The sequence below is a fragment of the Streptomyces sp. NPDC030165 genome, assembly GCF_055573595.1.
This window is the reverse complement of sequence record NZ_JBVIBD010000016.1, coordinates 47,500-66,649: the sequence shown is the minus strand read 5'-3', so window position 1 is coordinate 66,649 and position 19,150 is coordinate 47,500. Positions and strand designations below refer to the sequence as shown.

At 71.9% G+C, this 19,150-nt stretch carries 16 protein-coding genes and 1 pseudogene; 4 read left to right on the top strand and 13 right to left on the bottom strand.

Features of this window, described 5'->3' with window-relative positions:
- Positions 1-41: 41 nt before the first annotated feature.
- The 3 genes from ACZ4Z1_RS27585 to ACZ4Z1_RS27575 all read right to left on the bottom strand — a co-directional run bounded on the left by ACZ4Z1_RS27585 (position 42) and on the right by ACZ4Z1_RS27575 (position 3,390).
- Positions 42-689, bottom strand: coding sequence for a response regulator transcription factor (locus ACZ4Z1_RS27585; protein ID WP_468489326.1), 648 nt, complete (start codon positions 687-689; stop codon positions 42-44).
- Entirely contained in the window at positions 674-1,924 is a 1,251-nt protein-coding gene (locus tag ACZ4Z1_RS27580; RefSeq protein ID WP_468489325.1) for a sensor histidine kinase, read from the bottom strand. The genes ACZ4Z1_RS27585 and ACZ4Z1_RS27580 overlap by 16 nt, the downstream gene beginning before the upstream one ends.
- A gap of 308 nt (positions 1,925-2,232) precedes the next feature.
- Positions 2,233-3,390, bottom strand: coding sequence for an ROK family transcriptional regulator (locus tag ACZ4Z1_RS27575; RefSeq protein ID WP_468489324.1), 1,158 nt, complete (start codon positions 3,388-3,390; stop codon positions 2,233-2,235).
- A gap of 239 nt (positions 3,391-3,629) precedes the next feature.
- Between ACZ4Z1_RS27575 and ACZ4Z1_RS27570 the strand changes: the two genes are divergently transcribed.
- Positions 3,630-4,082 carry a hypothetical protein gene (locus ACZ4Z1_RS27570; RefSeq protein ID WP_468489323.1) on the top strand — a complete coding sequence of 151 codons (453 nt, stop codon included), beginning with the start codon at positions 3,630-3,632 and terminating at the stop codon, positions 4,080-4,082.
- Positions 4,083-4,243: 161 nt separating this feature from the next.
- Here ACZ4Z1_RS27570 and proP read toward each other — a convergent pair whose 3' ends face one another.
- The 3 genes from proP to purB all read right to left on the bottom strand — a co-directional run bounded on the left by proP (position 4,244) and on the right by purB (position 8,119).
- On the bottom strand, positions 4,244-5,857 hold the full coding sequence (gene proP / locus ACZ4Z1_RS27565) for a glycine betaine/L-proline transporter ProP (RefSeq protein WP_468489322.1): 1,614 nt from the start codon (positions 5,855-5,857) through the stop codon (positions 4,244-4,246).
- Between the two features lie 240 nt (positions 5,858-6,097).
- The gene (gene mug / locus ACZ4Z1_RS27560; protein ID WP_468489321.1) at positions 6,098-6,673 is read right to left on the bottom strand and encodes a G/U mismatch-specific DNA glycosylase; all 576 of its coding nucleotides are present in this window, start codon (positions 6,671-6,673) and stop codon (positions 6,098-6,100) included.
- A 12-nt stretch (positions 6,674-6,685) separates the two neighbouring features.
- Positions 6,686-8,119 carry an adenylosuccinate lyase gene (gene purB / locus ACZ4Z1_RS27555; RefSeq protein WP_468489320.1) on the bottom strand — a complete coding sequence of 478 codons (1,434 nt, stop codon included), beginning with the start codon at positions 8,117-8,119 and terminating at the stop codon, positions 6,686-6,688.
- 506 nt (positions 8,120-8,625) lie between these two features.
- On the opposite strand from purB, the gene ACZ4Z1_RS27550 reads away from it, so the two are divergent.
- On the top strand, positions 8,626-9,510 hold the full coding sequence (locus ACZ4Z1_RS27550) for a polysaccharide deacetylase family protein (protein ID WP_468489319.1): 885 nt from the start codon (positions 8,626-8,628) through the stop codon (positions 9,508-9,510).
- Between the two features lie 135 nt (positions 9,511-9,645).
- Here ACZ4Z1_RS27550 and ACZ4Z1_RS27545 read toward each other — a convergent pair whose 3' ends face one another.
- Positions 9,646-10,335 carry a nitroreductase gene (locus tag ACZ4Z1_RS27545; RefSeq protein ID WP_468489318.1) on the bottom strand — a complete coding sequence of 230 codons (690 nt, stop codon included), beginning with the start codon at positions 10,333-10,335 and terminating at the stop codon, positions 9,646-9,648.
- 108 nt (positions 10,336-10,443) lie between these two features.
- On the opposite strand from ACZ4Z1_RS27545, the gene ACZ4Z1_RS27540 reads away from it, so the two are divergent.
- Both ACZ4Z1_RS27540 and ACZ4Z1_RS27535 read left to right on the top strand, forming a co-directional pair.
- Entirely contained in the window at positions 10,444-11,058 is a 615-nt protein-coding gene (locus tag ACZ4Z1_RS27540; protein ID WP_468489317.1) for a TetR/AcrR family transcriptional regulator, read from the top strand.
- Positions 11,059-11,306: 248 nt separating this feature from the next.
- Positions 11,307-11,524 (top strand): annotated as a pseudogene (locus ACZ4Z1_RS27535) (IS5/IS1182 family transposase); the annotation flags it as partial.
- 59 nt (positions 11,525-11,583) lie between these two features.
- Here ACZ4Z1_RS27535 and ACZ4Z1_RS27530 read toward each other — a convergent pair.
- The 6 genes from ACZ4Z1_RS27530 to ACZ4Z1_RS27505 form a co-directional block, all read right to left on the bottom strand.
- On the bottom strand, positions 11,584-12,354 hold the full coding sequence (locus ACZ4Z1_RS27530; protein WP_468489316.1) for an SGNH/GDSL hydrolase family protein: 771 nt from the start codon (positions 12,352-12,354) through the stop codon (positions 11,584-11,586).
- A 12-nt stretch (positions 12,355-12,366) separates the two neighbouring features.
- Positions 12,367-13,419 (bottom strand): hemolysin family protein, encoded by a 1,053-nt coding sequence (locus ACZ4Z1_RS27525; protein WP_468489315.1) that lies wholly within the window; start codon positions 13,417-13,419, stop codon positions 12,367-12,369.
- Complete coding sequence (locus tag ACZ4Z1_RS27520) at positions 13,416-14,759, bottom strand: hemolysin family protein (RefSeq protein WP_468489314.1); 1,344 nt, start codon at positions 14,757-14,759, stop codon at positions 13,416-13,418. The genes ACZ4Z1_RS27525 and ACZ4Z1_RS27520 overlap by 4 nt, the downstream gene beginning before the upstream one ends.
- 191 nt (positions 14,760-14,950) lie before the next feature.
- Positions 14,951-15,379, bottom strand: coding sequence for a GNAT family N-acetyltransferase (locus ACZ4Z1_RS27515; protein WP_468489313.1), 429 nt, complete (start codon positions 15,377-15,379; stop codon positions 14,951-14,953).
- Positions 15,380-15,462: 83 nt separating this feature from the next.
- Positions 15,463-16,413, bottom strand: coding sequence for an LLM class F420-dependent oxidoreductase (locus ACZ4Z1_RS27510; protein ID WP_468489312.1), 951 nt, complete (start codon positions 16,411-16,413; stop codon positions 15,463-15,465).
- A gap of 159 nt (positions 16,414-16,572) precedes the next feature.
- The gene (locus tag ACZ4Z1_RS27505) at positions 16,573-19,149 is read right to left on the bottom strand and encodes an ABC transporter permease (protein WP_468489311.1); all 2,577 of its coding nucleotides are present in this window, start codon (positions 19,147-19,149) and stop codon (positions 16,573-16,575) included.
- Position 19,150 lies beyond the last annotated feature (1 nt).

The following is a 19,150-nucleotide window of genomic DNA, read 5'->3' as shown; positions in this document are numbered from 1 at the left end:
AGCCAGGGCAGCGGACGAGGGCTTTCCGGTCGGCGATGCGGTCACGGCCTGTTCAGGTAGGTGAGCACGGCGAGGACGCGGCGGTTGTTGCTGTCGTCGTCGGTGATGCCGAGTTTGCCGAACATGGAGGTGGTGTACTTGCTGATGGCGCTCTCGCTGAGGAAGAGCCGCTGCCCGATGGCCTGGTTGGACAGGCCTTCGGCCATCAGGCCGAGCACGGCGTGCTCGCGTTCGGTGAGTCCCGCGAGGCGTCGGTTCGAGGAACCGCTGGACAGGAGTTTGGCGATGACGGCCGGATCCATGGCGGTCCCGCCGGCGGCGACCCGTTCCAGGGCGTCGATGAACTGATCGGCGTCGAAGACGCTCTCCTTGAGGAAGTAGCCGATGCCGCCGGTCCCGTCGGCCAGAAGCTCGCGTGCGTAGAGCTGTTCGACGTGCTGGGAGAGGACCAGGACCGGCAGGCCCGGCACTTCGCGGCGGGCGGCGAGAGCGGCGCGCAGGCCCTCGTCCGACTGGGTCGGCGGCATCCGGACATCGACGACGGCGACGTCCGGCCGCCACGTCAGCAGCGCTTCGAGCGTTTCGGGCCCGGTGGCCGCCGTCGCCACCACCTGGTGCCCGCACGCCTCGATGAGGCGCACCATCCCGTCACGCAGGAGGTAGAGGTCTTCGGCTACAACGATTCGCATGGCACCATCATCCTCACGCGGGTCGGGCCGCCCGCCGGGCTGGTGATCTCCAGGGTGCCGTCGAAGACCGTGAGGCGGCGGCGCAGTCCCGCGAGTCCGCCGCCGTCCTGCTCGACGGCTCCGCCCCGGCCGTCGTCCTCGACGTCGACGACGAGACCGGCGCCGCCCCGGGTGATGGAGATCCGCGCCCGGTCCGCACGGGCGTGCTTGACGGCGTTGGTCAGCAGTTCGGCGATCCCGAAGTAGAGCGCGGACTCGATCGGCGGGTCCAGGCGCGGTTCCAGGCCGGCGCTGACGGTCGCTTCCAGTGGACTGTCGAGGGCGAAGGCACGTACGGCATCGACGAGCCCGCGCTCGTTCAGCACCGGCGGATTGATGCCTCTGACCAGTTCACGGAGTTCGGTGAGCGACGCGGCGGCGCCGACGCGCGCTTCCCGCATCAGCGTTCTGGCCTGGTCGGGGTCGGTCGCCATGAGCTTCTCCGCGGTCGCCAGGGACAGTCCGAGCGCGACCAGGCGGGCCTGGGCCCCGTCGTGCAGGTCCCGTTCGATCCGGCGGATCTCGGCGGCCTGCGCGACCGTCGTGTCCGCGCGCTGGGCGGTCAGCTCGTCGACCCGGTCAGCCAGCGCCATCGTGCGCGAGGGGCCCAGGAACCGTACGGCCACCGGCCCGATGGCCCGCCAGGCGTACGGAGCGGCGGCGACGGCCACGACCGCGGCGAGTACGCCGACGAGGCGCGCGGGGAGTTCCGGCTGGCCGAGTCCGAGGACCGCCACCGCGACGGCGGCCGGCGGGACGGCCGAGACCACGCCCGCGGTGAACGGTGCGACCAGCGTGAAGCGCAGGTCCCGCCACGTGGCCGGGTCCTTCCACCGGATGCGCCACCGCTGGTCCAGGAGGGCGTCCCGCCGCGTGCGCTCGTAGGAGAAGCCGTTCCACCAGGACCCGGTGGACATCCGCACCACCGGCTCCGCCTGCCGGTACCCGGCGGGGACCTCGGTGGCCGTCCACCGGGCGACGAGGAAGCGGACCGCCCGGCAGACCGGGCGGGACAGGGCGAGTGTGCCCACGCCCACCAGCAGGAGTGGCGCCACCCACGACCAGGGGTTTCCCGGTCCCCACCAGACGCCCAGTGCCACGGCGGCGGCCCACACCGCCGGGATCAGCATGACGACGACCACCACGGCACACGCCTTCGCGAACCCCGCGAACACACTGGCCACCCACGACACCATCGGTCGCACGATCCTTTCTTCGACTCCGTCACCCGGACCGCGGCGCCCGCGGACATCGACGGTGCTCACCGATGTCCACGGTGTCCGCCGACTTCCACAACGCCCGCCTCCGTGAACGGCGCCCGCTGCTCCTGTGGTGCGCCGGTACGGCCCGGTCACCCAACTGTGCACTGCACGCAGCCCGGCATCCTCCGGATCGGCCTGAGAGTGGGGCTGGCCCCACCCACTCGTACGCCCAGCCCCATGAGGCCCGTCGGCTCCGGGCCGTGACGGGTCCGCCCGTCAGCTCCGGGCCCTCGCCCGGGCCGTCAGCCCCGGGCCGTGACCGTTCCCTCCACCGCGAACAGTTCGCCCTCCACGTGGTCCAGCGCGAGCCGCAGGGCGCCGGTGGCCACCGCCGCTTCGCCGAGCACGGACAGGGCCACCTGGGGCGGCCGCAGGCAGTAGCGGGCCAGTTCGGCGCGGAGCGGCGCCAGCACGTCGTTCAGACCGGCGGCCCAGCCGCCGACGACCACCAGCTCCGGGTCGAGGGCGAGCACCAGCGCCGCGACGTCGTGCACCAGCCGCTGGAGGAAACGGTCCATCGCGTCCCGGGCCCGCGTGTCGCCGTCGCGCGCGAGGGCGAACACCCGCGCCACCTGCCCCTCGTCCAGAGGGTGCAGCGGCTGCCCGGTCGTGGACAGCAGCTTCTCCGGTGTGGCCTCGCGCCCCAGCAGGTGCAGCGCGCCGATCTCCCCGGCTGCACCGCCGAAACCACGGTGCAGCCGCCCGCCGATCAGCGCGCCGGCCCCCGGGCTGAGCCCCGCGAGGACGAAGACGACGTCGTCAGAGCCGACGGCCGCGCCCTTCCAGTGCTCGGCCACGGCGGCGGCGTTCGCGTCGTTCTCGACCAGGACGGGGCACCGGAAGGAACGGCGAAGCCGGTCGCCGAGCGGCAGTCCGGTCCAGCCGGGGAGCGCCGTGCCCAGCCGTACGGTGCCGTCCGCCTCCACGATGCCGGGGCTGCCCACGCCGACCGCCCGCAGCGAACTGCGGGCCACGCCCGCCCGCCGCAGCAACTCGGCCACCGCGGCCCGTACCCTCTCCAGCCGTTCGTCCGCGGACGCCGACTCCTCGACCGCGCGCTGCGCGGAGCCGAGCACCCGCCCGCCGAGGTCCGACAGCAGGGCGGCCACCCGGTGCGGGCCGATCTCGATGCCGAGCAGGTGCCCGGCCTCGGTACGGAAGCGGAAGCGGCGGGCCGGGCGGCCCTGGCGGCGGGCGGCACCCTCGTCGGCGGGCGCCTCGGCCACCAGCCCGGTCTCGATCAGGCCCTCGACCACGCCCTCGACGGTGGGCCGGGACAGGCCGGTCACTTCCACGAGGTGGGTGAGCGTCGGGGAGTCGGCGGCGCGCAGCGCGTGCAGCACCACCGCGGAGTTGATCCGTCGCAGCAGGGAGGGGTCCCCGCCGGTTAGCCGCCCCAACGTCCGTCTCCCTCGCATTGCGTGTGTGGCGGATCGTAGCCGGTCAGCCGGTGTGCGGCGAGTCCCGGGCACCGCGCCGGGGCCGTACGGCGGACGGTACGGTGCCCGTGGTCCGGTGCCCTTCGGACCGTACGGTGACCGGTGGTCCGGTGCCCTTCGCAGCGGCTGCCGGGGCCCGGCAGGACCGCCGCACGCCTGACGCGAGGCCAATTGTCAGACCCTGGCGGTTTACTGACGGCATGACGAGAACGACCACCGCCCAGCATCTCACCGCCATCGACATCCTCCGCGGCCGGGACTTCCCCGACGAGCCGGTCCGCTCCGCCATGGTCGAGAGCGGCCCGGGCTTCCACGTCGCCCAGCTGCGTGGCGACGAGCAGCTGTGGGGTGCCGACCCCGCCGACGTCCAGGAGACCGCGCAGGAGTACCGGGCCGAGCTGGAGGGACTCATATCGGCTCTCTGCTTACGCTGGGGCGAGCCCGAGGTGGTCGACCTGGCGGACCACCTGGAGCGGGTGGCCATGGGCATGCCCGTCCGGCCGCCGCTCGACGTGCTGTGCGGCCAGGTCCCGCGGGTGCACGCCTGGCGTGCCGAAGGGCGCTGGATCGCGGTGGGCCTGGGGGAGGGCGGCCCCGAGATGCCGGTCTTCCAGCTGCTGGCGGCGGTGGGCCGGGCGGACCTGGTGCTCTGAAGACGGCGAACGGGTGGCGGCAGCGGTGCGGCCGGCCCGCAGCGGACCGGCCGCACCGCCGACGCCACCCGTTCCGGGCCCGTGGGGTGCGGAGGCCGCGCGCGGGCCGTGCCTGCGCGGCCGCCCCCGTACTCGTGTGCGGACTGTCCGTCCGGCTCGGCCTACTTGTCCTGGTCGCCCTGCTCGTCGCGGTGGTGCGCCCAGGGGTGGCGCAGGCGGATCCAGATGTCCCGGGCCTGGCGCCCGGCCTCGGTCCGGCTGTCGGCCACCAGCTTGCGGGCCTGTTCCGGGGTCTCGACCATCGGGCCGGAACCACGCAGCGGCTTGCCCGCCGTCTCGTGCAGGAAGAAGGCGGCGATGAAGCCGATGACACCCGCCACCATCAGGTAGTACGCGGGAATCATGTGGCTGCCCGTGGACTCCACCAGCGCGGAGGCGACCAGCGGGGTGGTACCGCCGAAGAGCGAGACGGAGATGTTGAACGCGATGGACAGCGCTCCGTAGCGCAGATGGGTGGGGAAGAGCGCAGGCAGCGTCGAGGCGGAGGTACCCGCGAAGCACACCAGCAGCAGGCCCAGGATGAGGCACCCGAAGGCCGGCAGCAGGATTCCGCCTTCACGGATCAGCAGGAACGCCGGATAGGCCAGCGCCACGAGCGCGATGCTGGACGCCATGAACACCGGCCGGCGGCCCCACCGGTCCGAGGAGCGGCCCACGGTCGTGATCGTCAGGGCGACGACGACCATGGTCCCCAGGACCATCAGCTGCGCGGTCGTGGCGTCCTCGCCGAGCGTCGCGGTCATGAAGGTGGGGAGGTAGGACGTCACCATGTAGTTGGTGACGTTGTACAGCAGCACCAGCCCCATGCAGATCAGCACGGCTTCCCAGTGCCCTGTGAAGATCTCCTTCAGCCGGCCCTTGCCGGACTGCCGGGCCTCCTCGACGGGAGTGTCGCCGGAGCTCGCGTTCTCGGCCTCCTGCCGCGCGGCTTCCGCCTCCTGCTTGAAGGCCGGGGTCTCCTCCAGCTTCATGCGCATGTAGAGGCCGATCAGACCGAGTGGCCCGGCCACCATGAAGGGGATGCGCCAGCCCCAGTCCTCCAGGCCGTCCGTGCCCAGTACGGCGGTGAGCACGGTGACCAGGCCCGAGCCGAGGGCGTAGCCGACGAAGGTGCCGAAGTCCAGCCAGCTGCCGAGGAAGCCGCGGCGCTTGTCCGGGGCGTACTCGGCGATGTAGGTCGTGGCGCCGGCGTACTCACCACCGGTCGAGAAGCCCTGCACCAGCCGGCACAGGAGCAGCAGCAGGGGCGCCGCGAAGCCGATGGAGTCGTAGCCGGGCAGGAAGCCGACCGCGAAGGTGCTGATCGCCATCATGATCATGGTGGCGGCCAGCACCCGCTGCCGTCCGATGCGGTCGCCCAGCGGTCCGAAGACCAGACCGCCGAGCGGCCGCACGAGGAAGGCGGCGGCGAAGGTGGCGAAGGTGGAGACGAGCTGGGCGCCGGGGGAGCTGGACGGGAAGAAGACCTTGCCCATCGTGGCCGCCAGATAGGCGTAGACCCCGAAGTCGAACCACTCCATCATGTTGCCGAGGGCGGCCGCCGTGACCGCGCGGCGCACCTGCGGTCGGTCGGTGACGGTGACTTCCTCGACACTGAGCTGGTGTTTGCGGCGGCGCAGCAGGGTGCGCAGCAGCCGGTCGGTGTCGGAGTTTCTTCCTCCGTCCGACCGCTTGTTCCGCCGGACGCGCGGCGGCTGAGGCTGACCGGTAGTCATCTCGTCCTGTCGCTAGGGGCTGAGCGGCACATCGGTAGCTCCGAGTATCAACGCAAAGGTCGAAATCGGCATAACCAGCATAGGAACGACACGAATGGGGCCAACGGAACGCCGGGCGGACTGTCGGCTCACTGGCCGTATCCACCCGGCGCAACGCTCCCGAACGGGCTAACCGCCCCGCACGGCCCCACCACCCCGTGCGCCCTACACACAAAGCACGCCTTACCCGTAACGCGCGACTCACACGTCCCGCGCGTCACCTTCCTCGCTCTCCTCGGCGAACGCCACCGCGCGCAGCCGCCCGTACTCCGCCGCCAGAGCGGCCGGCGGATAGTGCGCGTTGAGGCCGCTGGGGTTGGGCAGCACCCAGATGCGGGTGCCGCCGATCGTGCGGTCCTGCGGCCCGACCTTGGCGTGCTTGTCGTCGAAAGCCACCCGATAGGCCGTCACCCCGGCCACCGCGAGCCAGTCCGGCCGCAGCCGCCGCACCTTCTCGGCCAGCCGCAGCCCGCCCTCGCGGAACTCCTCGGCGGTCAGCTCGTCGGCCCTGGCGCTGGCCCGCTCCACGACGTTGGTGATGCCGAGGCCGTAGGCCGGCAGCTCGTTCTCCTCGGCGGGCTTGAGGACCCGCGGGGTGAACCCGGACGCGTGCAGGGTGGGCCAGAAGCGGTTGCCGGGCCGGGCGAAGTGGTGGCCGGTGACAGCCGAGACCAGCCCGGGGTTGATACCGCAGAAAAGCACCCGCAGGCCGGGCGCCGCCACGTCGGGGACGAGGCGGCCGCGCGCGGCCTGCAGTTCCTCGGGAGTGAATCCCATCTCAGCGGGGCCTCACAGGATCGAGCCGGGCGCGTACGCCGCGGCTTCGGGGTACTGCTTGGTGATCTCTTCGATACGGGACACGACGGCGGCCACCTGGTCGGCGGCAGCACCCGTGAAGGACAGCTTGTCGGCCATCAGCGCGTCCAACTGCGCCCGGTCCAGCGGAATCCGCTCGTCCGCGGCCAGCTTGTCCAGCAGCTCGTTGCGCTCCACGCCCTGTTCGCGCATGGCGAGCGCCGCGGCGACCGCGTTCTCCTTGATCGCCTCGTGCGCCACCTCGCGGCCCACCCCGGCCCGCACGGCGCCCATCAGCACCTTGGTCGTGGCGAGGAACGGCAGGTAGCGGTCCAGCTCCCGCGCGACGACGGCGGGGAAGGCGCCGAACTCGTCCAGCACGGTCAGGAACGTCTCCAGCAGGCCGTCCAGGGCGAAGAAGGAGTCCGGCAGCGCGACCCGGCGCACCACCGAGCAGGACACGTCGCCCTCGTTCCACTGGTCGCCGGACAGCTCGCCGGCCATCGAGGCGTAACCGCGCAGGATGACCATCAGGCCGTTGACGCGCTCGCAGGAGCGGGTGTTCATCTTGTGCGGCATCGCCGACGAGCCCACCTGGCCGGGCTTGAAGCCCTCGGTCACCAGCTCGTGGCCGGCCATCAGGCGGATCGTCTTGGCGATCGAGGACGGCGCCGCGGCCAGCTGCACCAGCGCGGTGACCACGTCGTAGTCCAGCGAGCGCGGATAGACCTGGCCGACGGAGGTGAACGCCTGACCGAAGCCGAGGTGCCCGGCGATCCGCTGCTCCAGTTCGGCCAGCTTCGCGGCATCACCGCCCAGCAGGTCCAGCATGTCCTGCGCGGTGCCGACCGGGCCCTTGATGCCGCGCAGCGGATAACGGGTCAGCAGGTCGGTCAGCCGGCCGTAGGCCACCAGCAGCTCGTCGGCGGCGGTCGCGAAGCGCTTGCCCAGCGTGGTCGCCTGGGCCGCGACGTTGTGCGAACGGCCCGCCATGACCAGCTCGGCGTGCTCGCCGGCGAGCCGGCCCAGCCGCGCCAGGACGGCGACCGTACGGTCCCGCATCAGCTCCAGCGACAGCCGGATCTGCAGCTGCTCGACGTTCTCGGTCAGGTCGCGGGAGGTCATGCCCTTGTGGACCTGCTCGTGCCCGGCGAGCGCGTTGAACTCCTCGATACGGGCCTTCACGTCGTGCCGGGTGACCTTCTCGCGCTCGGCGATCGAGGCCAGGTCGACATCGTCCAGCACCCGCTCGTAGTCGGCGAGCGCCTCCTCCGGCACCTCCACCCCGAGGTCCTTCTGCGCGCGGAGCACCGCGAGCCACAGCTTGCGCTCCAGCTTGACCTTGTACTCGGGGGACCACAGGACGGCGAGCTCCGCGGAGGCGTAGCGGCCGGCCAGGACATTCGGAATGCGGGGCTTGGCAGTCACGGGACGAGAGTCTACTGGTCACGGGAACGCGGCCGGTCAGAGGCGGGTGCGCGGGCCGGGCAGGGGTGAATCCCGGGAGGGAGCGCGTGCCGTGCGGGCGCCGCCCGGGCTCCGAGGCCCCGGGCCGCGCCCGCTCACCGCCGGACCGCGGAGGCCCCCGGGGGTGGAAGTGCTGGCAGCTCGGGAAGCCGACGTATCCGGCGTCACCGTCCGCGTACCACGTCTCCAGGTCGGCGTCGCGCAGTGGTAGCCCCGTAGGGAAGCGTTCGACCAGGTGGGGGTCGGCGTCCGGGCGATGTTGTCGTTGTCGAGGTCGGCGAGGCCATCCCAGGGCTGCTCGCGTGGGTCTCGGCTGAATGAGAGGGCAGGCTGGCGGAGGCGCGGGTGGACGTGTGACAGGGGTCACGGAGGGGGTATATCGATGTTCGCGCTAGAGTGAACATCGAGTGGCGGTGCCCTGCACAGGCACCCTTCGCGGACACAGACCTGGCACGAGATGGGGGACGATGGACAACGAACTCTTCGATTACCGCCCGATCGTCGAGCGGGAGCCGATCCACTGGCCGGGCGGCGCACGCGTCGCCTTCTACGTGGGGCTGAACGTCGAGCATTACCAGATCGACCGTCCCTCGACCAGCATCTTCCCGGGCACCGCCGGCCTGGCCCCCGACCCGCTGAACTACGGCTGGCGCGACTACGGGCCCCGGGTCGGTATCTGGCGGCTGATCGAGAGCCTCGACCGGCACGGTCTGCGCGCCAGCGTCATGCTCAACTCCGACGTCGCCCGCCACTACCCGCAGATCGTCGAAGCGGGCCGGGCGCGCGACTGGGCGTGGATCGCGCACGGCCGCGACAACTCCACCTTCCAGGCGGACATGACCGTCGAGCAGGAGCGCGCCTACCTGACGGAGGTCATCGGCACCATCGAGAAAGCCACCGGCCGGCGCCCCCGCGGCTGGCTCGGCCCGGCGCTCACCGAGACCTTCCGTACGCCGGAACTGCTCGCCGAACTAGGCCTGGAATACGTACTGGACTGGGCCAACGACGACCAGCCGTACCACCTGAACGTACCGGGCATGCTGAGCGTGCCGTATTCCATCGAGGTCAACGACATCAGCCTGTTCGTCGGCAAGAGCCTCGGCGGACCGGACTTCGTGCAGATCGTCAAGGACCAGCTCGACCAGCTGTACGCCGACTCCGCGGACAGCGGCCGGGTCATGTCCCTGGTCCTGCACCCGTTCGTCATCAATCAGCCGTTCCGGCACAAGTACCTGGACCAGGCGCTCGAACACGTCGCGAACCATCCCGGCGTCTGGCTGACCACCAGCGACGAGATCGCCGAGCACTACGCCCGGACGGCCACCGGCAAGGAGGGGCAGGGCTGCGCCTAGGGCGCTTCTGATGGCTCTTGGTCGGGCGTTGGGCTGATCGTCGGCGCAACGCGAGCTACCTCGTGATGCGCCGACTGCCCTTCCGGGCGCGCCAGTGACAGCCGTCGGACGGTTCCAAGAGCCGTCAGAAACTGCCTAGTCGTGGAAGGCTGTGGTCGACTCGAGTGGAGCCCGCTCGGTCTTCACCCGATTCACCGGCGCTGTCTCGTCGGCGTACCCGAAGGAGATGCCGACGAGCAGCTTGCCTGCGGTGACGCCGAGTTCGGTGCGGACGGTGTCGGCGTAGAAGCTCAACAGTCCCTGCGGGCAACTGTCCACGCCGTACGCGGTCATGGCCAGGAGCAGCGTCTGCAGGTAGGCGCCGGCATCCGCGGCCAGCCGGGCCTCTCCGTCACCGTGGACGAAGAGGAAGGCCGCGTGTGGCGCGCCGTAGAAGCGCAGGCTTTCCGTGTCGTAGGCCGCACGCGCCGCGTGATCGTCGGGGCCGATGCCCAGCGCCCCGTACAGTTCGGCGCCGAACGCCGCCCGACGTGTCCGGTGCACCTGCGCGTACATCCCCTCGGAATACGGGAAGTCCACCGAGGTGCGCCGTTCGGCGTGGGCCGTCTGCAGGGCACCGGCCAGGCGCTGACGTGCCGCGCCGCTCACCACCTCCACCTGCCACGGTTGTGCGTTGGAGTTGGACGGCGCGGTGCCGGCCAGCGAGAAGACGCTGCGCATCGTGTCCTCGGGTACGGGTTCCGGACGGAACGCGCGGGTCGCGTGTCGGCCGCGTATCAGCTTCTCCGCGCAGCTGCTCAGCTCGGTGGGGACGAACCTGCTCATGGGACTCCTTGATGACGGCAGAATTGATGTAAACGGTGCCGTTTACATGTGGAGGTCACCTTAGCGTGGCACGCCGACCTTAAGTAAACGAGCGCGTATACTTATTTCATGAACACGACCGTGAGTACGACGGCCACGGCATCCCGGCGGCGAGGGCGCGGCGGGCGGGAGCGCATTCTGGCTGCCGCCGCCCGACTGTTCGCGACCCAGGGCATCAGCGCGACCGGCATGGAACAGGTCGCCGAGGAAGCGCCGGTGTCAAAGCGGACGCTCTACGCGCACTTTCGCACCAAGAACGATCTGGTCATCGCCCACTTGCAGGGCCTCGTACTGTCGGGGGCCACCCTGGAAGGCGTGCTGACCCGCGAGGACATCCCTCCGCGTGACCGGATCCGCAGGTTGTTCGACCAGCCGGTGGCGGACGCGGCTCCGGTGCGCGGGTGTCCGTTCATCGATGCCGCCGCGGAGTTCCCCGATCCGCAGAGCGCGGTGCACTCCTACGCCCGGGAGCAGAAGCTGCGCATGGTGCAACTGATCGTCGCGGTGGTGACGGAGCTGGGCTGCCGCGACCCCCTCCCACTCGCCGAGCAACTGGCCACCCTCGCGGACGGGGCGGCCAGCCGTGCCATGGTGCTGGACGAAGCGGACTACGGCCGACACGCGCGGGCGGCGGCGGAAGTCCTCCTCGATCAGGCTTTGCCGGAAAAGACGGGAAAGGGCTGAGGAGGAAGACGGCGGGGCCGGCGCGGTCGGGGGCTGGAGGCGCGCTGGTGACCCGAGCGAAACGGCCCAGGCGGTTTCCGTTTGGATCAGCCGCTCGCTGGTCCGGGTGTGTCGTCGACGGACGCGCAGTGGGCGCGGATCGCGCCGTGACTCCCGGACCGGACGCCGCAGCGGAGTGGCCGGTGGCGAGACCACCGTGAGGTGATCGATGCGATCGCCGTCACGTTTCGGACCGGGACGCAGTGGGTGTCATGGCCCGTCTGTGTGTCCCCCGGCGCCGCGGACGGCCCCGAACCAGCCGGACATGGTCCTGGCCGGCAAGGCGTACTCGTCACGCGCGATCCGTGTCCACCTGCGCCGACGTGGCATCCGCACCGTCATTCCGGCCCCGGCGGACCAGCTCCGTCATCGACTGCGTCGAGGCAGCGACGACGGCAGGCCACCCGCCTTGGACCGTGAGGCATACGGACGCCTGCCCAGCCCACAGCTTGGTCCACCCTGACGGCAAGAGCCGTCAGAAACGGCTCAGCCCTCGTACGGCACCAGCTCCGGACGCTTCGGCGCGCGGCCGTCCCCGCTGGAGCGGCCGGTCAGGCGTCGGCCGATCCACGGGACGAGGTGCTGCCGCGCGAAGCGGACGTCCGAGGTGCGCCGGGCCGTCCAGCCCGGCGGGACGAAGGCGGGCAGTGGCGCGTCCCAGTCGGATTCGGCGGGGAGGCCGAGCGCCTGCCAGACGGCCTCGGCCACCCGTTGGTGTCCGGCCTTGTTCAGGTGGAGCCGGTCCTCCGCCCACATCCGGGGGTCGGCCAGCGCGCGGGAGGAGAAGAGGTCCACCACGATGGCGTCGTGCTGGGCGGCCAGCGCGTCGATGTGGGCGAAGAGCTGTTCCATGCGGGGCCGGAACCGTTCCAGGACCGGGCCCTGCCGCCCGGGGCTGCGCATCAGGACGAGCTGTCCGCAGTCTTTGGCCAGCCGTCCGGCGGCCTCCTCCAGGAGGGCGCAGACCCGGTCCACGTCGCACTTGGGCCGCAGTACGTCGTTCAGCCCGCCCACCAGTGTGACCAGGTCCGCGCCCATCGCGGCCGCCGGATTGGTCTGCTCGTCGAGGATCTGCCCGATCAGCTTGCCGCGGACCGCGAGGTTGGCGTAGCGGAAGCCGGGGGTGCGGGCCGCGAGCCGGGCGGCCAGCAGGTCCGCCCAGCCGCGGTACGAGCCGTCCGGCAGTATGTCGGACATGCCCTCGGTGAAGCTGTCGCCCACCGCGACGAAACTGGTGTAGGTGGCATTGATCTCCATGGCGGAGGAATCCTACCGCCGGGACGCGCCCCCGGCCGGTGCGGCTTTCTTGGGCTGCTGCTGGAGCACCAGCTCCCGCAGTACGTCCTCCATGGTGACCAGGCCCGCCAGGCGGCCGTCCTCGCCGATGACCGCCGCCAGGTGCGTACGGGAGGCCCGCATCGCCGACAGCACGTCGTCGAGCGGTGTCCCGGCCCGTACGCGGGCGATGGGCCGCAGTGCGGAGAGCGGGAACGGCAGGTCCCGCGGCGAGGCGTCCAGCGCGTCCTTGACGTGCAGGTACCCCAGGATGCGCCGGGTGCTGTCGACGACCGGGAAGCGCGAGAAACCGGATGTCGCGGCCAGTTCCTCCACGCCCTCCGGAGTGATGCCCAGCCGGGCCGTGACGACCTTCTCCACCGGCACCACCACGTCGGCGACCGGGCGGCGGCCCAGTTCCAGGGCGTCCCGCAGGCGCTCCTTCGCCCGGTCGTCCAGCAGCCCGGCGGCCTGCGAGTCCTCGACCATCTTCGCGAGCTGGTCGTCCGAGAACGTCGCGGCCACCTCGTCCTTGGCCTCTACCCGCAGCAGCCGCAGCAGCGCGTTGGCGAACGCGTTGATCGCGAAGATCACCGGCCGCAGTGCGCGGGCCAGCGCGACCAGCGGCGGTCCCAGCAGCAGCGCCGTACGCACCGGCTCGGCCAGCGCCACGTTCTTCGGCACCATCTCGCCGAAGAGCATGTGCAGGTATGTCGCCACGGCCAGCGCGAGGACGAAGGAGATGGGGTGCACGAGCGCGTCCGGCACGCCGACCGCGTCGAAGGCCGGCTCCAGGAGATGGGCGATGGCGGGCTCGGCGACGGCGCCGAGCACCAGGGTGCACAGGGTGATGCCCAGCTGCGCGGCCGCCATCACGGCGGAGACGTGCTGGAGCCCCCACAGGACCCGGACCGCACGGCGGTCACCGTCCTCGGCGTACGGCTCGATCTGGCTGCGGCGCACCGAGATCATCGCGAACTCGGCGCCCACGAAGAACGCGTTGACGACCAGCGTGAGCAGGCCGATGAACAACTGGAGCGCGGTCATCGGGTCTCCTCCCCCGTCTCGTCGTCGGCGCTGTCCGGCAGCGGCGCGTGCAGCAGTACCAGCGCCGCGCGGTGACCGGAGGCGTCCAGGACGTCCATCCGCCAGCCCGCGGCCTCCAGGCTGTCCCCGGCGGCCGGGATCCGGCCCAGTTCGGTGGCGATCAGCCCGGCCAGGGTCTCGTACGGGCCCTCCGGCAGCTTCAGGCCGATCTGTTCCAGCTGGTCGGTGCGGACGGCGCCGTCCGCCTCGTAGCGGGCGCGGCCGTCCGCGTCCTCGCCCGCCGGGGCCAGGTCGGGCGTCTCCAGCGGGTCGTGCTCGTCGCGTACCTCGCCGACGACCTCCTCGACGATGTCCTCCAGGGTGGCGACGCCCGCCGTACCGCCGTACTCGTCGATGACCACGGCCATCGTCTGCCGGCCGGACAGCCGGTCCAGGAGCCTGTCGACGGTCAGCGTCTCCGGTACGAGCAGCGGCTCGCGCAGCAGCTCGGCGACCGGATGGCGGGAGCGGCGCTCGGCGGGGACCGCCAGCACGTCCTTGATGTGCGCGACGCCGACCACGGAGTCCAGGCTGCCGCGGTAGACAGGGAAGCGGGACAGGCCGGTGGCGCGCGTCGCGGCGGCCACGTCCTCCGCCGTGGACTGCACGTCCAGGGCGGTGACCTGCACGCGCGGCGTCATCACGTTCTCCGCGGTCAGGTCGGCGAGGGCGAGGGTACGGACGAACAGCTCGGCGGTGTCCGGTTCCAGGGCGCCTTCTTTGGCGGAGTGCCGGGCCAGCGCGACCAGTTCCTGCGGGCCGCGGGCGGAGGCCAGTTCCTCGGCGGGTTCCATGCCCATCCGGCGGATCATCCGGTTCGCGGTGTTGTTCAGGTGCCCGATGAGGGGCCTGAAGGAGGCGCTGAAGCCGCGCTGCGCGGTGGCGACCCGGCGGGCGACGGGCAGCGGGCTGGAGATGGCCCAGTTCTTGGGCACCAGCTCGCCGATGACCATCAGGACGACCGTGGAGAGGGCCGTACCGAGGACCAGGGCCACCGAGTCACCGGCGGAGGGCGGCAGGCCGAGGGAGCCGAGCGGTCCGGTCAGCAGGGCGGCGATCGACGGCTTGGCGAGCATGCCGATGACCAGGCCGGTCACGGTGATGCCGAGCTGTGCGCCGGACAGCTGGAACGTCAGGCTGCGGACGGCTTTGAGGGCGCTGTCCGCGCCGCGCTCGCCGCGCTCCGCGGCGCGTTCGAGGTCGCTGCGTTCGACGGTCGTCAGCGAGAACTCGGCCGCGACGAAGACGCCGCAGGCCAGGGTCAGGAGCAGGGCCACGGCCAGGAGGAGCAGCTCGGTCATCGGGTCACCTCCGTCCCATGATCGAACAGGACCGGGAGGTTCGCGCCTCGGGCGCGGACGGGATGACAACTGGGAGGCTCGCCCATGGCTGGACGCTCACTCCTTTCGTTGGGAGACGGGGAAGGATCCATGGTAAAGGATGAGCAAAGCAGGTGGCGGACCGTGTGGTGCGGGGGAAAGGGCGGGCCGGGTCAGGCACGGGTGAGCGGCTTCACCCACCGTCGCCACTGTTCCTCGCGCCGGTAGCCGGCGGCCGACCACGCCCGCTGGGCCCGTTCGTTCGATTCCAGGACCATGGCGTCCCCGCGCCTGCCCCGCACGGCCAGGAAGCGCCGCTCGGCCGCTTCGAGCAGCGCGGTCGCGACGCCCTGCCGGCGGTGCGAGGGCAGCACCGCGAGCCGGTACAGCGAACACCGCCAGCCGTCGTACCCGGCGATGACGGAGCCGACCAGCGCCCCGCCGGACTCCGCGAGGATCAGGGCCTGTGGGTCCCGGTCGATCAGGCGGGCCACCCCGTCCACGTCGTCCGTGATGGAGGTGCCCTCCGCCGCCTCCCGCCAGAAGGCGAGTACGGTCTCGGCGTCGTCCGGTACGGCTGTGCGCAGCTGCAGATCGATCATGTGCGTGAGCCAAGCACGGAACGGCTCCGTGCTGCCAGTGGCTTTCGGACTGTGGGACATCGCTCCCGTACGGACCGAGAGCGTCACTCCCTGACGCGTGCGGTCCGGGCGCGCCAGGCCCCGGCCCTGCCCCGTCGGACACCCTGGCTGCCCTTCAACTCCTCGATGACCGGCGCGAACGCCTCCATGGAGGGGTTCAGGACGGTGATGTACGAGAAGCCGTAGCGCTCGCGGTGCTCGCGGAGCTGCTCGGCCATCTGCGAAACCGTGCCGAACAGGAACGTCGGTACGTCCAGGGCCTGTTCCTCGTCGACGCCGATGTTGTGCCCGGCGATCTCGCGCGCGACGGCGCGCCGGTCGTCGGTGACCCGGACCTGCTGGACCAGAATGTTCAGCTCGGCCGGTGCCGGGCGGTCCGCGGCGGCCTTGTGGTAGACGGCCAGAGTGGTGTCGAGGGCGTCCGGTGGCAGGAGCTCCAGGGTGCCCTCCGGTTTGCCGGGGGCGGCCCGGCCGCCGGTGAAGGCCGCGATGTCGGCGTGCCGGGCGGCGAGGCGCAGCATGCGGGGGCCGTTGCCGCCGATCAGCAGCGGCGGCCGGGGCTGCTGGGCCGCCTTCGGCCCGTGTTCCGGGTCGCCCAGGAGGCGGTCCAGTTCCTCGACCGTACGCGTGAGGTGGTCCACCCGTTCGCCGGGAGTGCCCCAGGGCAGGCCTGCCTTGTCGTGCTCGGCGCGTACGTACCCGGTGCCCAGGCCCAGTTCGAGCCGGCCGTCGGTGAGCAGGTCGGTGGTGGCCACCTCGCGGGCGAGCAGGGCCGGGTTCCAGAAGCCGGCGTTGAGGACGAAGGTGCCGAGCCGTGGGCGCTCGGTGACTTCGGCGGCGGCGACCAGCGCGGGAAACGGCGCGGGCCACCCCAGGTGGTCCGGTACGAGCACCACGTCGTACCCCAGAGCCTCGGCCCGGCGGCACTTCTCCCGCCAGGTGGGCCCCGATTCGATGGTGAGCATGTTGACGCCGAAGCGGAACGGACGTGGCATGGGGCCCCCTTGGGATGCGTGCGCGCGGCGGTGGGCCGGCGCGTGCGGTGGTCGCGTGGTGCGGACCGATGGTGAGTGTCATGGAGGTTCGGATGTGGTCGAACCTGTTGGCGGGCGGAGTGACGCGGACGAGAACCGAAGGGTGAACGGGCGCACCGGTCACTCGTGGGCTATGGCGGCCAGGACGTCGAGCCGGGACGCGCGCAGCGCGGGCAGCAGTGCCGCCAGCAGCCCGACCAGGACGGACCCGACCACCACCGCGGCCACCGTGAGCCACGGCACCGCGAACACCGTCAGGCCCTCCAGCGCCAGCACCCGCTGCGCGCCGGCGCCCCAGACCAGCCCGAGACCGAGCCCGAGCACCGCGCCGAACAGGGCGATCACCACCGACTCCAGCCGGATCATCCGGCGCAGCTGCCTCCTGGACAGGCCGACGGCACGCAGCAGCCCGATTTCCCGGGTGCGCTCCACGACGGCCAGAGCCAGTGTGTTGACCACACCGAGCACCGCGATGACGATGGCCAGCCCCAGCAGCCCGTACAACAGGTTGAGCAGCCCCTGGATCTGGCCGCTGACCAACTCCTTGTAATCGGCCTGGTCATGCACTTGGACCTGCGGGAACGGCGTGAGCGTCCGCTCCAGGGCGGCCCGCAGCCGCTCCGGATCGGTGCCGTCCGCAGCGTTCACGTACAGCACGGAGTTCTGCCCGCCCGGCACGTACGTCTCCAGAGTGGCCATCCCCATGAAGACACCGCCCTGGGCACCGGGCCCGGAACCGGGGTCCGCCGCCAGCGCGCCGACCGTGAAGCGGGCGGGCTTCCCGGACGCCAGTACCGCGTCCAGCCGGCTGCCCACCCGCAGGCCGTGCTCCCGCGCGAACTTCTCCTGGACGGCGACCCGCCCGGGCGCCAGCGCCGCCGCGGTGTTCCCCGCCGCGTACGTCACCTTCGCCACGGCGTCGAAGTCCCGGTCGAAGGCCCCGGCCACCGTCGTGACCGACCGGCCGCCCGGCAGCTTCAGCTTCAGCGGGACGATCCGCTGGCGTACGACCGTGCCGGTCCCCGGGGTGGCGCGCACCCGGTCGGTGATCTCCTCGGAGAACGGGAGGAACGACGCGTTCTGTACGACGAAGTCGGCGCCCAGCGTCCGGTCGATCTGCCGGGCGACCGAAGCGGCCGCCGACGCGCCGGCCACCGACAGCCCGGCCACCAGCGCCAGCCCGACCATCAGCGCTGCCGCCGTCGCGCCCGTACGGCGGGGATTGCGCAGCGCGTTGCGGCGGCTCATCCGGCCCACCGCGCCGAACGCCGGCTCCAAACCCCGCCCGAGCAGCCGGATCACCGGACGTACCAGCAGCGGCCCCGCGATCACCCCGGCTGCCAGCGTCAGCAGGACACCGAGCGCCAGCAGCGACCCGGCGACCGCCGTACGGTCACTCAGCACGCAGCCTGCCAGCGCGGCCGCACCCGCCGCCCCCACCAGTGATCCGGCGGCGGCGCGCAGGCGCAACGGCCGTCCGGCGCCGGGCAGTTCCACGTCGGCGAGGGCGGCCATGGGGGAGACCCGGCCCGCCCGCAACGCGGGAAGCAGCGCGGCGACGAAGGTCACGCCCACACCGACGACGTACGCGACGACCACGGCCGGCCAGTTCAGCACCAGGTCGGCGGTGTCCAGCCGCAGCCCGAACCAGCCCATCGCCACGACCAGCAGCACCGCGAGCCCGACGCCCGCCGCGAGCCCGGCCGTGGCACCGAAGACGCCCAGCAGCAGCGCCTCCAGCAGCACCGACCGGCGCACCTGACGGCGGTCCGCGCCGAGCGCCCGCAGCAGGCCCAGCTCCCGGGTGCGCTGCGCGATGAGCATCGAGAAGGTGTTGACGATCAGGAAGACCCCCACGAGGACGGCGACGCCCGCGAAGCCCACCATCATGTACTTCAGGACGCTGAGGAAGTCGCCCAACTGCTCGGCCTGCGTCTTCTTCTGCTCGGCCCGCGTCCGGACGTCGTACGCGGCGGCCTCGGCACCCAGCGCGGCGCCGATCCGGCTCTTGAGCACGCTGTCCGCCACGCCGGGCGCGGCGTCCACGGACACCCCGGTCGCCTTGTCCGTACTGCCCAGCAGGCCGCGCTGGGCGGCCCCGGTCTCCAGAAAGACCAGGGCGGAGCCCGGGTTGGTGGTGGTGAAGGCGGCGATGCCGACGACGCGTACGGGGAAGGTGCCCGGCCGGGCGATGACGCGCAGCGTGTCACCGATCCGTACGCCTGCCCGGTCCGCGGTGTCCTGGTCGATCATCGCCTCACCCGGACCGCGCGGCGGCCGGCCGCCGGTCACCCGCACCGGACTGCGCTCGCCCGGAGCCCAGTTGGTGGCGATGGACGGCGCGTTCCGCGTCGGCCCCACCGGCCGGTCGCGGGCGTCGGTGACGGTGACCCGCGCCACCTGCACGTCGAGCTGCGCGTCCGCCACCCCCGGCACGCCGGCGACCCGGTCCCGCAGGGTGGCCGGCACGGTCGGGGTCTCGGCCGAACCGATGCCGCCCGGCGCGTCGAAGTCCTGCCGCGGTGCGACCTGTACGTCCGAAGCGGTCGAGGCGAAGAGCCGGTCGAACGTGGCGCTCGAGGTGTCCGAGAAGATCAGGCTGCCCACCACGAACGCCACCGAGAGCACCACGGCGAGGGCGGAGAGCAGCAGCCGCCCCTTGTGGGCGAAGAAGCTCCGGAGCGTGGCCCGTAACACG

Excerpts from the sequence above, each read along its gene's own strand:
- ACZ4Z1_RS27525 (WP_468489315.1), bottom strand. The coding sequence starts at position 13,419 with ATGACCGCGCTCCAGTTGTTCATCGGCCTGCTCACGCTGGTCGTCAAC.
- ACZ4Z1_RS27580 (WP_468489325.1), bottom strand. The coding sequence starts at position 1,924 with ATGGTGTCGTGGGTGGCCAGTGTGTTCGCGGGGTTCGCGAAGGCGTGT.
- ACZ4Z1_RS27515 (WP_468489313.1), bottom strand. The coding sequence starts at position 15,379 with ATGATCGATCTGCAGCTGCGCACAGCCGTACCGGACGACGCCGAGACC.
- ACZ4Z1_RS27540 (WP_468489317.1), top strand. The coding sequence starts at position 10,444 with ATGAACACGACCGTGAGTACGACGGCCACGGCATCCCGGCGGCGAGGG.
- ACZ4Z1_RS27545 (WP_468489318.1), bottom strand. The coding sequence starts at position 10,335 with ATGAGCAGGTTCGTCCCCACCGAGCTGAGCAGCTGCGCGGAGAAGCTG.
- ACZ4Z1_RS27520 (WP_468489314.1), bottom strand. The coding sequence starts at position 14,759 with ATGACCGAGCTGCTCCTCCTGGCCGTGGCCCTGCTCCTGACCCTGGCC.
- ACZ4Z1_RS27530 (WP_468489316.1), bottom strand. The coding sequence starts at position 12,354 with ATGGAGATCAATGCCACCTACACCAGTTTCGTCGCGGTGGGCGACAGC.
- proP (WP_468489322.1), bottom strand. The coding sequence starts at position 5,857 with ATGACTACCGGTCAGCCTCAGCCGCCGCGCGTCCGGCGGAACAAGCGG.
- ACZ4Z1_RS27510 (WP_468489312.1), bottom strand. The coding sequence starts at position 16,413 with ATGCCACGTCCGTTCCGCTTCGGCGTCAACATGCTCACCATCGAATCG.
- ACZ4Z1_RS27570 (WP_468489323.1), top strand. The coding sequence starts at position 3,630 with ATGACGAGAACGACCACCGCCCAGCATCTCACCGCCATCGACATCCTC.
- ACZ4Z1_RS27550 (WP_468489319.1), top strand. The coding sequence starts at position 8,626 with ATGGACAACGAACTCTTCGATTACCGCCCGATCGTCGAGCGGGAGCCG.
- mug (WP_468489321.1), bottom strand. The coding sequence starts at position 6,673 with ATGGGATTCACTCCCGAGGAACTGCAGGCCGCGCGCGGCCGCCTCGTC.
- ACZ4Z1_RS27585 (WP_468489326.1), bottom strand. The coding sequence starts at position 689 with ATGCGAATCGTTGTAGCCGAAGACCTCTACCTCCTGCGTGACGGGATG.